General features: G+C 70.7%; 12 protein-coding genes. 7 read left to right on the forward strand and 5 right to left on the reverse strand.

The features are described 5' to 3' along the window. Positions 1 to 54: 54 nt before the first annotated feature. A complete protein-coding gene (locus QQY66_RS38100) occupies positions 55 to 3,027 on the reverse strand; it encodes an FAD-binding and (Fe-S)-binding domain-containing protein (RefSeq protein ID WP_301984908.1) in 2,973 nt (990 codons plus the stop codon). 63 nt (positions 3,028 to 3,090) lie between these two features. Continuing rightward, complete coding sequence (locus QQY66_RS38105) at positions 3,091 to 3,594, reverse strand: MarR family winged helix-turn-helix transcriptional regulator (RefSeq protein WP_301984909.1); 504 nt, start codon at positions 3,592 to 3,594, stop codon at positions 3,091 to 3,093. 123 nt (positions 3,595 to 3,717) lie between these two features. On the opposite strand from QQY66_RS38105, the gene QQY66_RS38110 reads away from it, so the two are divergent. The 6 genes from QQY66_RS38110 (at position 3,718) to QQY66_RS38135 (ending at position 9,123) form a co-directional block, all read left to right on the forward strand. Further along, positions 3,718 to 4,233 (forward strand): YceI family protein, encoded by a 516-nt coding sequence (locus QQY66_RS38110; RefSeq protein WP_301984910.1) that lies wholly within the window; start codon positions 3,718 to 3,720, stop codon positions 4,231 to 4,233. A 1,151-nt stretch (positions 4,234 to 5,384) separates the two neighbouring features. Further along, complete coding sequence (locus QQY66_RS38115) at positions 5,385 to 5,768, forward strand: cell division protein SepF (protein ID WP_301984911.1); 384 nt, start codon at positions 5,385 to 5,387, stop codon at positions 5,766 to 5,768. Positions 5,769 to 5,848: 80 nt separating this feature from the next. Then, positions 5,849 to 7,054 carry an ATP-binding protein gene (locus QQY66_RS38120; protein ID WP_301984912.1) on the forward strand — a complete coding sequence of 402 codons (1,206 nt, stop codon included), beginning with the start codon at positions 5,849 to 5,851 and terminating at the stop codon, positions 7,052 to 7,054. Beyond that, positions 7,051 to 7,392, forward strand: a complete 342-nt coding sequence (locus tag QQY66_RS38125) for a nucleotide pyrophosphohydrolase (protein ID WP_301984913.1) — start codon at positions 7,051 to 7,053, stop codon at positions 7,390 to 7,392. The genes QQY66_RS38120 and QQY66_RS38125 overlap by 4 nt, the downstream gene beginning before the upstream one ends. A gap of 186 nt (positions 7,393 to 7,578) precedes the next feature. Next, entirely contained in the window at positions 7,579 to 8,055 is a 477-nt protein-coding gene (locus QQY66_RS38130) for a DUF6099 family protein (protein WP_301984914.1), read from the forward strand. Positions 8,056 to 8,199: 144 nt separating this feature from the next. Next, positions 8,200 to 9,123, forward strand: a complete 924-nt coding sequence (locus QQY66_RS38135; RefSeq protein ID WP_301984915.1) for an LLM class F420-dependent oxidoreductase — start codon at positions 8,200 to 8,202, stop codon at positions 9,121 to 9,123. 65 nt (positions 9,124 to 9,188) lie between these two features. Here the strand turns inward: QQY66_RS38135 and ubiG are convergent, their stop codons facing one another. From ubiG to QQY66_RS38150, 3 genes are read right to left on the reverse strand one after another with little or no spacing between them, the layout of a single operon-like run. Continuing rightward, a complete protein-coding gene (gene ubiG, locus QQY66_RS38140) occupies positions 9,189 to 9,908 on the reverse strand; it encodes a bifunctional 2-polyprenyl-6-hydroxyphenol methylase/3-demethylubiquinol 3-O-methyltransferase UbiG (protein WP_301984916.1) in 720 nt (239 codons plus the stop codon). A gap of 31 nt (positions 9,909 to 9,939) precedes the next feature. Further along, positions 9,940 to 11,139 carry an FAD-dependent monooxygenase gene (locus QQY66_RS38145; RefSeq protein ID WP_301984917.1) on the reverse strand — a complete coding sequence of 400 codons (1,200 nt, stop codon included), beginning with the start codon at positions 11,137 to 11,139 and terminating at the stop codon, positions 9,940 to 9,942. Positions 11,140 to 11,180: 41 nt separating this feature from the next. After that, a complete protein-coding gene (locus QQY66_RS38150; protein ID WP_301984918.1) occupies positions 11,181 to 12,173 on the reverse strand; it encodes an aldo/keto reductase in 993 nt (330 codons plus the stop codon). Positions 12,174 to 12,278: 105 nt separating this feature from the next. Here QQY66_RS38150 and QQY66_RS38155 point away from each other — a divergent pair, with 105 nt between their 5' ends. Then, complete coding sequence (locus QQY66_RS38155; protein WP_301984919.1) at positions 12,279 to 12,947, forward strand: TetR/AcrR family transcriptional regulator; 669 nt, start codon at positions 12,279 to 12,281, stop codon at positions 12,945 to 12,947. The last annotated feature ends 102 nt before the right edge of the window (positions 12,948 to 13,049 follow it).

Here is a 13,049-nt window from a genome sequence, read left to right on the forward strand (position 1 = left end):
CATGCCTTCCCTGTGCGGCTGGAGCCGTTGCCGCGAGGTTTCGCCGCCGGCCCCTCACATACGAGGCAACCCCGACGCCAGCAACTCCGCCAAGTGCACCCCCTCATGCCCCCCACTGTCCAACTCATGGATCTGCGTACGGCAACTGAACCCATCCGCCAGAACAGCCACACCCGCATCCGTCTCCCGCAACCGCGGCAACAACACCCGCTCTGCGCAAGCCTTGCTCACCTCCAAGTGCCCCCGCTCGAACCCGAAGTTGCCGGCCAGTCCGCAGCATCCGGACTCCAGCCGCTCGGCTTCGACTCCCGCCCGGCCGAGCAACTCCCGGTCGGCGTCCCACCCCAGCACCGCATGCTGATGGCAGTGCACCTGGACCAGCGCCTTTCGGCCGGGCAGCCGCGGGGGCTCGTAGCCGGGGGAGTGCTCGGTGAGCAGTTCGGCCAGCGTCACGGTCTGCTCGCGCAGCCTGCGCACATCCCGGTCACCGGGGAACAGCTCTGCCGCGTCCGACCGGAACACGGCCGTACAGCTCGGTTCGAGACCGATGACCAGGCCGCCGTCGCGGACATGCCCGGCGAGGCGGCGGACGGTCCGCCCGAGCACCCGTTCGGCGACGCTGAGCTGCCCGGTGGAGATCCATGTCAGCCCGCAGCACAGTGGCTCGCCGGGCAGCTCGACCCGCCAGCCCGCGTGCTCCAGCAGCCGGACGGCGGCCTGACCGACGTGCGGGTGGAAGAAGTTGGTGAAGGTGTCCGGCCACAGCAGGACCGTCCCGCGCGCCCCGTCGCCGTACGGCCTGTGCCGGGTGAGCCGCTGTTGCAGGGTGCGACCGGTGAACCGCGGCAGCTCCCGCTCCTCGACCCCCGCGAGTGCCACGGCCGCCTTCGACAGCGGTGGCAGGTGTGTGAAGGCGTTGACCATCGGCCCCAGCCGCGTGCGGCCCACCGCCTGGGCGACGACCGGCAGCCAGCCCATGGTCAGGTCGGAGCGTGGCCTGCGCCATGGCCGGCGCGCGTAGTGGTGGGCCAGGAACTCGGCCTTGTACGTGGCCATGTCGACGTCGGCGGGACAGTCGCTCTTGCACCCCTTGCACGCCAGACACAGATCGAGGGCGTCCTTCACCGCCTCCGACCGCCAGCCCTCCCGGATCGCGCCGTCGCCGTGCCCGTCGAGCATCTCGAACAGCAGGCGGGCCCGTCCGCGCGTGGAGTGCTCCTCCTCCAGGGTGACTTGGTAGGAGGGGCACATCACCGCGCCGCCGTTGTTGGTGAGTTGGCGGCACTTGCCGACGCCCACGCACCGGTTCGCGGCCTCGGCGAACGACCCGCCGTCGTCCGGGAAACGGAAGTGCAGATCGCGCGGGTCGTACGGGGCCCAGTCGCCGCCCAGCCGCAGATGCTCGTCGAGCCCGTACGGCGCCACGACCTTGCCGGGGTTCATCCGGTCCCGCGGATCGAACACGGCCTTGAGCCGGCCGAACGCCTCGACCAGTTCCTCCCCGAACATCCGCGCCAGCAGCTCGCCCCGGCTCTGCCCGTCCCCGTGCTCGCCGGAGAAGGACCCGCCGAACTCGGCGACCAGATCGGCCGCCCGTTCCATGAAGCGCCGGTAGGCGGCCACACCGTCGGCGGAGTACAGGTCGAAGGGGATCCGGGTGTGCACACAGCCCTGCCCGAAGTGGCCGTAGAGGCTGGGGCCGGTGTCGCTGCGGTAGCCGAACTCCTCGATCAGGTCCTGCAGCCGGCGCAGATAGTCACCGAGGCGTTCGGGCGGAACGGCGGAGTCCTCCCAGCCCTCGAAGGTGTCGGGCCGGTGCGGGACGTGCGCGGTGGCGCCGAGCCCGGCCTCGCGGACCTGCCACAGCTCCTCCTCGCGGTCAGGGTCGTCCACGAACGCGACCTCGGGATCGTGCTCGCTCTCGTCCAGCGCGGCCAGCATGCGATGCGCCCGCTGGTCCGACTCCTCGAGCGTGTCGCCCCCGAACTCGACCATCAAGTAGGCCTTGCCTTGGGGCAGTTCGGAAATCGCCTGCGGATTGAGGTTCTTGAGCTGCTCGTCGCGGATCAGTTTGGAGTCGACGCCCTCCAGTGCCATCGGCTCGTACGGCAGGATCTCCGGCACCGAGTCGGCGGCGCGCTCGACGCTCGTGAACCCGAGCACGACCAGCGTCCGTTCCTTCACCACGGGCACCAGCTTCAACTCCGCACGCACCACGGTGACGAGCGTGGACTCGCTGCCGACCAGCAGTCCGGCGACGTCGAAACCGTGTTCCGGCAGCAGTGAGTCGAGGTTGTAGCCGGAGACGCGGCGCGGGATGTCGGGGAAACGGTTGCGTATCTCGTCGGCGTAGGTGTCGCGCAGGGCGCGCAACCGCCGGTAGACCGCCGAGCGGAGGTCGCCGTGCCGCTCGATCTCGGCGTACTCCTCGTCGTCGGTCGGGCCGCACCAGAAGCGGGTGCCGTCGTAGAGGAGCACTTCCAGGCGGGCGACGTTGTCGACCACCTTGCCGGTGGCCTGGGCGGTGGCGCCGCAGGAGTTGTTGCCGATCATGCCGCCGATCGTGCAGTTCATGTGGGTGGCGGGTTCGGGTCCGAAGCGCAGACCGGTGCCCGCGAGTCGCCGGTTGAGGTCGTCGAGCACGATGCCGGGCTGGACGACGCAGGTGCGGGCGTCGGTGTCCACGGACTCCAGGCGGTTGCAGTACTTCGACCAGTCGATCACCACGGCCGTGTTGGTGCACTGCCCGGCCAGGCTCGTCCCGCCGCCCCGGGACAGCACGGGTGCGTCGTACTCGCGCGCGACGGCAACCGCTTCCACGGCCGCTTCGGGGGCATGGGGGACGACCACGCCGATCGGGGTCTGCCGGAAGTTGGAGGCGTCGGTCGAGTACGCGGCCCGGCTCCCGGCGTCGAACCGCACCTCCCCGTCGACGCGTGCGCGCAGCGCCTCCTGAAGGCCACCGCCGTCGACCGGCGGCGCGGTCCCCCGGCGGGTGACGGGTGCGGGCAGGTCGGACACGGCCATGGGGCGCTCCTTCGGCTGCGGTGGGCAGCCGGGTACCCCGGGCTCCTCGGGACAACCGGGGCGTCAGTGGCCTTCAGGCTCCTGGACGAGGTCTGGCACCAGACCGCACATGGCTTCCCGCTGGTCGGCCCCCATGAACTGGGCGAGGGCCTCCTTGACCGTGTCGGCGAGGCCGCCGGAGGCCTCCGACAGCAGGCGGCGGGCCTTGTCCGTGAGGGTCACCTCGATGCCGCGCTTGTCGCCGCAGACCGATCTGCGGGAGACCAGGCCGGCGTGCTGGAGGCAGGCGATCTGGTAGGTGAGCCGGGTCTTGGGGCGGCCCAGGAGTTCGGCGATCCGGGTCATGCGCAGACCTGTCTCGGGCTGCTCGGCCAGCAGGCACAGGACCAGGAACTCGTCGTGCGAGACGTCCAGGCGCTCCTTGACCACGGCCCGCAGTCGCTGCTCCACGGCTCCTGTCGCGGCCAGCAGGACCATCCAGGCGCGCAGCTCCGCGGGCAGCAGTCCGCCACCCTGCGCGGAGGGGCATTCGGGCAGGTCGGCGGGGTGTGCGTCGGAGTCGGCCATGGATTCGAGTGTACCTGTTGTCCATTTTTGGACCGAGGGGTTGTTCAGATTTGGATAGTCGGCTAGCGTGAGGTCATCCAAATTTGAATCATCAGGTAGTCATCAGGAAAGCAGGGAACGATCATGACCGTCGCCGTGGAAACCGGACTGTGGCAGCTCGACACCACCGCCTCCACCGTCGCCCTCCGGCACAAGACGATGTGGGGCCTGGTCACGGTGAAGGGCACCTTCGGCGCCGTCACCGGCCAGGGCGAGGTGCGGCCCGACGGGTCCGCCGTCGGCACCGTGACCCTGGACGCCACCACCCTGGACACCGGCAACGCCAAGCGCGACACGCACCTGCGGTCCGCCGACTTCTTCGACGCCGACCACCACCCCGAGATCACCTTCGCGGTCCGCGGCGCCGAACTCCGCGACGGCGACAAGGTCCACGTCGTCGGTCAGCTGACCGTACGCGGCATCAGCCGCCCCCAGTCCTTCACCGCCCGCCTGATCGGCTCGGACGCCGACTCGCTCACCCTGGACACGGAGTTCTCCGTGAACCGCGACCAGTTCGGCATGGGCTGGAACCAACTGGGCATGATCCGCGGCCTCACGACGGTCGCCGCCACCCTCCGCTTCGTCCGCACCGCCGCCTGACGGGACGTCAACCCTCCAACCCGCAGGCGCACATCCGCACTCGACAGCGTCTGCGGTACGGCGGTACGGGCAGGGTCGCCGGGCCTCGCCCGATCGACCCTGCGGGTGCGTGCCCTGGCCCGTGGTGAGCATGAAGTGCGGCGACAGGGCGCTGCCGCCCGCGTTGGTGACGCGGAGGTTCAGCAGGGAGAGCCTGTCGGCCGACGTCCGCCGCACCGAGGTCACCTGCATCCGCAGCGGCGGCGTCCCCGTCGCCGCCCGGACCGCGCTCGCGAGCGCCGGGGCGAGCAGCAGCACCGTCGCCGCGATCCGCGCCGGACGGCGCCCGGCACCGGACAGCGCACGCGGCTGCGACGCCTCTGCGTCAACGGCAGCGCGATGCCCCGGACCCAGTCAGCCGGCTCGCTCACCACGAAGTACGTGTTGATCAGCAGCCATACGGTGGCGGCGACCCCGACGATCTTGAGCAGCACCAGCGTCGCCGCCCGCGATCTCGGCTCCCCGCGCCGTAGGGCGTAGATCCCGGCCCGCAGGAACGGCGCCAGGAACCACGGCAGTTGCTGCGCCGCGCACGCCGCCCCCAGACACGCGGCCCGCGCCACCCCCGGCTGCCCCGAGCCGCCCGCCCCGCCCGCTCCGCGGCCAGCGCACCACTACCGGCACCAGCAGGGCCAGTGCCACGATCGCCGGGTAGCCGAGTCGGCCGTACGACGGCAGCAGCCCGAAACCGAGGCACACCATGGTCGCCACCGACCGGCGCGCCCGTGCTCACGAGGGTGGCCGAGGGCGCCGTGCCCCACCCGCGGCAGGGGCGGGGCCAGCGGGGGACAGCCGTGAGTCACCTTCTCGGCCGTGAACGGACGAACAACCGCCTTGACGGGCGCGGGACCGGTGACAAGGCCCCACACCCGGAGGACCCCGGTGACGCCAGCCCTTCCAAGGGCTCGCAGACCGGCTGAACCAGCCCAGCGGACGCTGCGCCGCGCCGGACGCGGTGCCCTGTAAGAGGAGGCGAGCCAGCAGGGTCCGGACAAGAGTGACGCTTGTCATGTGCCGGGCGCGGGACCGTGTCGCGGTTGGGCCGAACGGGTGGCGTGGCGTAAGAATTGGCTGGTGCAGGCATTGAAGGCGAGTCAGTTCGGGGGGAACCGGTGAACGGTCATGACGTCACCGATGAACAGTGGGAAGGGCTCGCCCAGGTCGTACCGCTGCGTGGTCGCGATGCCTGGCCGTCCGCGGTGGACCACCGTGCGCTTCCGGACGCGGTCACCGAACAGCGGCGCCGGTTCGTCGTCCTGAGGGTGAGTGTCTTCGGCGACGCCCGCGAGGTCGCCGAGACGCTGATGGCGGGCGTCCCGGTGCTGCTCGACCTGACCGGAGCGGAGACCGAAGTCGCCAAGCGCGTCCTGGACTTCAGCACCGGCGTTGTCTTCGGCCTGGCGAGCGGGATGCACCGCGTCGACCGCAATGTGTTCCTGCTGACGCCGCCGGGCACCGAGGTGAGCGGCCTGATGGAAGGCGTGGCCGGCCCGTGAGGCCGCGCCGGTCCCCCGATCGTAGGAAGCCGGACGGGGCGGAACGGTTCGGCTGACGGACGGAGCCCTACGGTCCGGATATGCCCGCGTCATCCGTGTCGCCGGGGACTCCCAGGTCTTCGGCGTCCTCTTCGTCCTCGCCTTCTTGCGCCCCCGCAACCGGCGGGAACCGACCCGACCGGCCCTGTGTCACCGAGTTGCGGCTGTCGGCGTTCGCCGGGCACCGACGGGCCGGGTTTCCGCTCGGGCCGCTCACCCTGTTCGCCGGCCGGAGCGGCTGCGGGAAGACGAGTGCGCTCAGGGCGTACGAGGCGCTGGCGCGGCTCGGTGGAGGGGCGGAGCTCGGTGAGGTGTTCCCGGATCCGGTCGCCTGCGTTCCCGAGCGGGCCCGGCCCGACGCGCAGCGCCGCCGCGGCTTCCGCATCGGCTGCACGGCCGACGGTCCCGAGGGTCCGGTCCGGCTGGATGTCGCCGTCCAGGCCGAGCCCGAACTGCGCATCGTGGGCGAGCGGTTGAGCGCCGGGGGGCTCGTCCTCCTGGAGACCGCCCTGCGCGACCCCGGGCGCCGTGCCGTACAGGCCGCCTGGCATACGGCTGGATCGGCGCCCGTCACCCGCGCCCCGCTGCCGGACGACCGGCTCGGTACCGCGCTGCTGCCGCTGCGGGTGGCCGGCAAGACGGACGGGCAGCGCCGCGTCCTCGCCGCCGCCGAGCAGATGGTCGTCGCCCTGCGCTCCGTCTTCGCCTGCGACCCACGGCCCGACCGCATGCGCAGGCCCGTGCCGCTCGGCTCCGGCCGGCTCCTCGGCGGCTGCGACAACCTCGCCGACGTCCTGTGGCGCACCCGCACCGAGTGCGGCCGGCGGCACGCGCAACTCGTCGCGGCGGTGCGCGCCGGATGCGCGGGACCCGTCGCGGACGTCCTCGCCGAACCGCTCGGCGACGGCACGGTCCGCGCCGTACTCGACCGGGGCCACGGCCCGCGCACCGCCCTCGAACGGCTCGGCGACGGCGAGTTGAGGCACCTCGCGCTGACGCTGGTCCTGCTCACCGGGCCCGGCGTCCTCGAAGTCGACCCGGCCGGAGAGGTGCCCGCCGCCATGCAGACGCTCACCGTCCTCGCCGACGGTCTCGACCGCTCCCTGGACCCACGGCAGCGCGACGGGCTGCTGCGGCTGGCGACGCGGATGTGCGAGCGCGGGCACATCCGCCTCCTCGGCGCGGTGAGCGACGCGTCCTGGGCCGCGGGGACGGACGGCGTCACGGTGGTACACCTTGACGCGTGACTGACGACCTGGACCTGGCGAAACTGCAGCGCAGGCTGGCCGAGTTCGCCGCCGCGCGGAACTGGCAGCCGTACCACACCCCCAAGAACCTCGTCGCCGCGCTCAGCGTGGAGGCCTCCGAACTCGTCGAGATCTTCCAGTGGTTGACGCCGGAGGAATCGGCCGGGGTCATGGACGAGCCCGACACCGCGCACCGGGTCACCGACGAGGTCGCCGATGTGCTCGCCTATCTGCTGCAGCTCTGCGAGGTCCTCGGCATCGACCCACTGGCCGCGCTGGACGCGAAGATCGACCGGAACGAGCGGAGGTTCCCGGCGGCGGGGGAGCGGGACGAGTAGGACACCCGGGGGAGTTGACGGCTCCATTTTCACTCTCCGCAGTCAAGAACCCGCCAGAATCCGATTTGTTGTCCGAGATTTCCGTCTTCCTCTGGCTTTTTGTCTCATCGGACCTCACTCTGGGTAGTGGACAGTGGAGTTCGGGCGAACGCGCGACGAGCGCGTCGGGACAGACTGGGGCAGCGCATGGACGCGGTGCGGCTCATCGTGACGAGCAGGCGCGCGCTCGCGGGGAGCGGCGAGGCGCCACAGACCATGGCGGAAGCGTGGCAGGCACAGGCCCTCGCGCAGGCGATAGGCAGCCGCCTCGCGGTCTTGGGCCCACCCGAACTGCGGGGTGAGGCACTGGGGTTGACCGAACTCGCGGGCAGAGGCTGCGGTGTCCTGGACCGCCCGGACGTCCCCGACACCGACCTGCGCGCCGCCCAGCTCACCGAACTGGGCGACGCCCGGCAGGCGCTGATGTACCTCGGCGGTCTGCTCGGCGAGGTGGGTATCGCCCTGGTCGGCATCGCCTCGTCCGCGGACGACGAAGCGACGTACTGGCAGTGCATGGAGGCGATCGACGCGGCGGACGAATCCCGTGACCGGGTTCGGGAGATGCTGCGGCGGCTGACGGACCGGGATACGGGGGAGGCCTTACCGGAGCGGGAGGCGGGCTGAGCGCTCCGCGGAACGTGTCACTAAGGCCGTCGATCGTCTACGGGTCCGTTGTGGCTGGTCGCGCCCACGCGGCGGAGCCGCATATAGATGCAGCCCCGCGCCCCTTCGGGGCGCTGCAGGGGTCGGAGCGTGCAGGATGGGTGTATGGATCTGCGTATCTTCACCGAGCCCCAGCAGGGCGCCGGCTATGACACCCTCCTCGCGGTTGCCAAGGCCACGGAGGATCTTGGATTCGATGCCTTTTTCCGCTCCGACCATTACCTCAAGATGGGCTCCGGCGACGGACTTCCGGGCCCCACGGACGCCTGGATCACCCTCGCCGGTCTGGCCCGGGAGACGCGGCGCATCCGGCTCGGCACGCTGATGACCGCCGGTACCTTCCGGCTGCCCGGTGTCCTCGCCATCCAGGTCGCGCAGGTCGACCAGATGTCGGGTGGCCGTGTCGAACTGGGCCTGGGCGCGGGCTGGTTCGAGGAGGAGCACAAGGCGTACGGCATCCCGTTCCCGAAGGAGAAGTTCGGCCGCCTCGAAGAGCAGCTGGAGATCGTCACCGGGCTGTGGGCCACGGAGGTCGGCCGCACCTTCGACTTCCACGGGAAGTACTACGACCTCACCGACTCGCCCGCCCTGCCCAAGCCCGCGCAGCCGAAGATCCCGGTGCTCATCGGCGGCCACGGCGCCACCCGCACGCCCCGCCTCGCCGCGCAGTACGCCGACGAGTTCAACATGCCCTTCGCCTCCGTCGAGGACAGCGAGCGCCAGTTCGGCCGGGTCCGTGCCGCCGCCGAGCAGGCCGGGCGCAAGGCCGACGACATCGTCTACTCCAACGCCCTCGTCGCCTGTGTCGGCAAGGACGACCAGGAGGTCGCCCGCCGTGCCGCCGCGATCGGCCGCGAGGTCGACGAGCTGAAGACGAACGGCCTGGCCGGTTCCCCCGCCGAGGTCGTCGACAAGATCGGCCGCTACGCCGAGACCGGCTCCCGGCGCTTCTACCTCCAGATCCTCGACCTCGGCGACCTGGACCACCTGGACCTGATCTCCTCCGAGGTCCAGTCGCAGCTGGCGTAGCACATTCCGGGCGAGGGACGGGCGCCCCGGAACCCTTCCGGGGCGCCTCGGCGCAGGTCGTGCCATCAGGCGCGCGCTGCCCCCAGGTACAGGGAGGACAGGTCGCGGGTCGGGTTGATCTTCAGGCTGCCGTCCTTGTTCTGGCCGCGGATCGCGAGGCCCGCGAGGCGGCCGAGAGGGGTGAAGCCGGCGGCGCCGAGGTAGGCGATCATCTCGGTGGGCGTGATGAAGTCGTTCCAGTCGTGGGCGCCCTTGGGGACGATGTCGAGTATCCGCTCAGGGAGCCAGATCATCATCACGCGCGAGCGGAACGTGCGGTTGATGGTGTCGTACAGGAACACACCGCCGGGCGCCAGCACCCGGTGGATCTCGCTGATCGCGAGCCCGGGGCTCTCCACGTGCTCCAGTACGTCCACGCAGGTCACGATGTCGAAGGAGCTGTTGGCGTAGGGCAGGGCCTCGGACTTGCCGACCGAGTACTCGATGTCCTTGCCGGTGTCCTTGGCGTGCCGCGTGGCCGCCTCGACGAGCCGCGGGGACGGGTCGATGCCCGACACGCGCGAGCCCCGCTGGTGCAGGAACTCGCAGGTGTAGCCGCCGCCGCAGCCGACGTCCAGGACCCGCTTGTCCGCCCAGGAGCCCTCCACGAACTGGTCGAAGTACTCGAAGCGGTACGGGTTGAAGGACTTGAGGGGGTTCATCTTGGAGCTGTCGTTCCACCACTCGTCGGCGTAGGACGAGAAGAAGTAGTCGTCCTGCGCGGGGGGAAGCTGCTGCTGAGCCATGGTCATGAGTCCTCTCGGGATCTGGGGAGGGTCAGATGTGCTGCGGAGTGCGGGTCCACCGTGTTCCGTACGCGACCTGCTCCTTCTCGGCGGCGGAGAAGGCGCGCGTGTTCCAGTTCCGGCGCATGAAGGCCTCGCGGGCCCGGATCGCCAGGGGGTGCTCGACGGCGCCCATGCGCCCGATCCAGTACGCGATGCGCTGCATCGGGGCGGTGCGGGCCCGGCGTTCGGCCTCGTACCTGCGCAGCGCGGCGGCGGGGTTGCCGCGGTCGCGCTCCAGGTGCTCGGCGAGGACCAGGGCGTCCTCCAGGGCCTGGCAGGCGCCCTGGCCGATGTTGAAGGTGATGGGATGCGCGGCGTCCCCGAGCAGCGTGACGAGGCCCTCGCCCCACCGCTTGTCCGGCTTGCGGTCCTGTACGTTGCCGCGGATGATCCAGTCCTCCGGGGTCGCGGCGAGAATGTCGGCGACCGGGCCCGCCCAGCCCTCGTGGCGGCGCAGGAGCATGTCGCGCACACCGGGCTCGTCCTGCCCCCCGGCCGCCGCGTTGGCCACGCTCATCCAGTGGACCAGGCCGGGCGCCACGTCGTAGTAGGTGAAGCGGGTGCCGGGTCCGAACATCGCGTTGAACGTGCCCGGCGGGATCTCCGGGTGCTCGATGGGGGCGCGGCCGCGCCAGGCGACGTAGCCGTTGTAGCGCGGGGCCGCCGGGCCGAGCAGGCCGCGGCGCACGGACCCGTGGATGCCGTCGGCGCCGACCAGCACATCGCCGGAGGCCGAAGTGCCGTCCGCGAAGCGGATGCTGACGGACCGTGAGGTCTGCTCGAAGCCGGTGACATGAGCGCCTGTGCGGACCGGTTCGGCGCCGGTCTCCTCAAGGGCCTCGCGCAGCACGCCGTGCAGGACCGAGCGCTCGACGGCGATGGTCGGGCGGCCGTACCGCTGGACGAAGTCGCCTATCGGCCAGTTGCCGAGGGTCTCGCCGCGCCAGGTGCTGAAGCGCGCGGTCTGCTGGGCCGGGGCGATCTCCAGCACCTTGTCGGCGAGGCCCAGATGGTCCAGGGCGAGGACACCGTTGGTCCATACGTGCAGACCGGCGCCGCCGTCGCGGAGTTCCTCGGCGCGTTCGAAGACCAGCGGGTCGAAGCCCTTGCGCTGCAGCGCCAGCGCGGCCGCCAGACCGCCGATGCCCCCGCCCGCTATCAGCACACGGCGGGCGCCTCCTGTCGTCATCTCTCTCTCCTCTCGGACGAGTTGGGGTATGGGCCGGTCCGTCAGCCGTTGAGGAAGACCATCTGCTCGGCCGGGTAGCGATCGCCGGCGGTGATGCCGTGCGGGGCGATCGCGTCCAGGGCCGCCAGGTCCCGGGCGGTCAGTGCGACGGCGGACGCCGCCACGTTCTCCTCCAGGTAGGTACGGCGCTTGGTGCCGGGAAGCGCCACCACGTCCTCGCCCTGCGCGAGCACCCAGGCGAGCGCGAGCTGGGACGGCGTGATCTGCTTCTCGGCGGCCAACTCCTTGACCTTTCGCACGACTTGGAGGTTCCGGTCGAAGTTCTCGCCCTGGAAGCGTGGGGCGATACGGCGGAAGTCGACCTCCGGCAGGTCGTCGACGCTGTTGATGCGCCCGGACAGGAAGCCCCGGCCGAGGGGGCTGTAGGCGACGAAGCCGATGCCCAGCTCCCGGACTGCCTTGAGCACGCCGTCGTTCTCCACGTCGCGGGTGAACAGCGAGTACTCGGTCTGCACGGCCGATACGGGGTGCACGGCGTGGGCCCGCCGGATGGTCTCCGCGGAGGCCTCGGACAGGCCCAGGTGTCGCACCTTGCCGGCGGCGACCAGCTCGGCGAGGGCGCCCGTCGTCTCCTCGACCGGGGTGTCCGGGTCCACCCGGTGCAGGTAGTAGAGGTCGAGGTGGTCCACGCCCAGCCGGTCCAGCGTGCCGTCGATGCTCTTGCGGAGGTACTCGGGGCGGCCGTTGACCCTGCCGGTGAAGCCGCCATTGTCGTCGATCTCGTTGCCGACCTTGGAGGAGACGACGACCTCGTCGCGGCGTCCCTTCAGCGCCCGGCCGAGGAGCCGCTCGTTCTCGTACGGGCCGTACATGTCCGCCGTGTCGAACAGGGTCACCCCGAGTTCGATGGCGCGGTGCACGGTGCGGATCGATTCGGTGTCGTCGACGGGGCCGTACGCGAATGTCATTCCCATGCAGCCGAGTCCCTGTGCGGAGACGGTCAGGCCCTGGCTGCCCAGCTTGCGAAGATTCATCGTGGTGGGTTCCTTCTGCCTCGAGGCTGATGTTATCAACGCTAGCAGTGCGAGTGGCGCTAGCGCTAGCGTTGACAATTCTCCTGTCCTTGCTATCGTCAGGTCATGTCCGTACACGAACGTCGACAACGTGAACAGGCGCAGCGCCGAAAACTGATCATCTCGGCGGCGCGCGAACTCGCCGAGTCCGTGGGCTGGAACGCGGTCACGACGAGGCGGCTCTCGGACCACATCGAGTACAGCCAGCCGGTGCTCTACAAGCACTTCAAGGGGAAGGAGGACATCGTTCGCGCCGTGGCCCTGGAAGGCTTCGGGGAAATGGCCGACGCGCTGCAGAAGGCGCGTGCGGCGGCCGGCTCGCCCAGGGCGAGGTTCGAGGCGGCGGCGCGGTGCTACACCCGGTTCGCGTCCACCAATCGCACCCTCTATGAGGCGATGTTCATGCTGAACACCGATCTGGCCTTCGGTGGACCCGACTCCCCGGAGGATCTGGTCCGCTGCTTCGACGAACTGAAGTCGTCCCTCATCGAGGTGGCGGGGAACCGGGATCCCGAGACCTTCACCGAAGTCGTCTGGGCCTCGCTCCACGGGCTCGTGACGCTGGAGGGCGCGGGCCGGCTGCGGGCCGGCCTGCAGGAGGAACGGCTCGCGATGCTCGTACAACAGCATTTCGAACCGCAGGTTCTCGACGATCAGCCGCAGGACGACGAGGCGTCGCACGCCAAGGGCGCCGGATCCTCCCTCGCGGGGAGTTTCAACGGCTCCAGGGACTGACGCCTGGAGGCGGGCCGGCCCCGGGATCGCGAGGGAGGGGCCGGCAGTCGCATCGGGGTTGCGTGGAAGCGCCGCTTCCTGCCCCAGAAAATTAGTGACTAC

It is taken from the genome of Streptomyces sp. DG2A-72 (assembly GCF_030499575.1).
GTDB lineage: Bacteria > Actinomycetota > Actinomycetes > Streptomycetales > Streptomycetaceae > Streptomyces.

Coding starts and splice junctions, on each gene's coding strand:
- QQY66_RS38105 (WP_301984909.1), bottom strand. CDS start 3,594: ATGGCCGACTCCGACGCACACCCCGCCGACCTGCCCGAATGCCCCTCC.
- QQY66_RS38110 (WP_301984910.1), top strand. CDS start 3,718: ATGACCGTCGCCGTGGAAACCGGACTGTGGCAGCTCGACACCACCGCC.
- QQY66_RS38100 (WP_301984908.1), bottom strand. CDS start 3,027: ATGGCCGTGTCCGACCTGCCCGCACCCGTCACCCGCCGGGGGACCGCG.
- QQY66_RS38150 (WP_301984918.1), bottom strand. CDS start 12,173: ATGAATCTTCGCAAGCTGGGCAGCCAGGGCCTGACCGTCTCCGCACAG.
- QQY66_RS38120 (WP_301984912.1), top strand. CDS start 5,849: ATGCCCGCGTCATCCGTGTCGCCGGGGACTCCCAGGTCTTCGGCGTCC.
- QQY66_RS38145 (WP_301984917.1), bottom strand. CDS start 11,139: ATGACGACAGGAGGCGCCCGCCGTGTGCTGATAGCGGGCGGGGGCATC.
- QQY66_RS38135 (WP_301984915.1), top strand. CDS start 8,200: ATGGATCTGCGTATCTTCACCGAGCCCCAGCAGGGCGCCGGCTATGAC.
- QQY66_RS38155 (WP_301984919.1), top strand. CDS start 12,279: ATGTCCGTACACGAACGTCGACAACGTGAACAGGCGCAGCGCCGAAAA.
- QQY66_RS38130 (WP_301984914.1), top strand. CDS start 7,579: ATGGACGCGGTGCGGCTCATCGTGACGAGCAGGCGCGCGCTCGCGGGG.
- ubiG (WP_301984916.1), bottom strand. CDS start 9,908: ATGGCTCAGCAGCAGCTTCCCCCCGCGCAGGACGACTACTTCTTCTCG.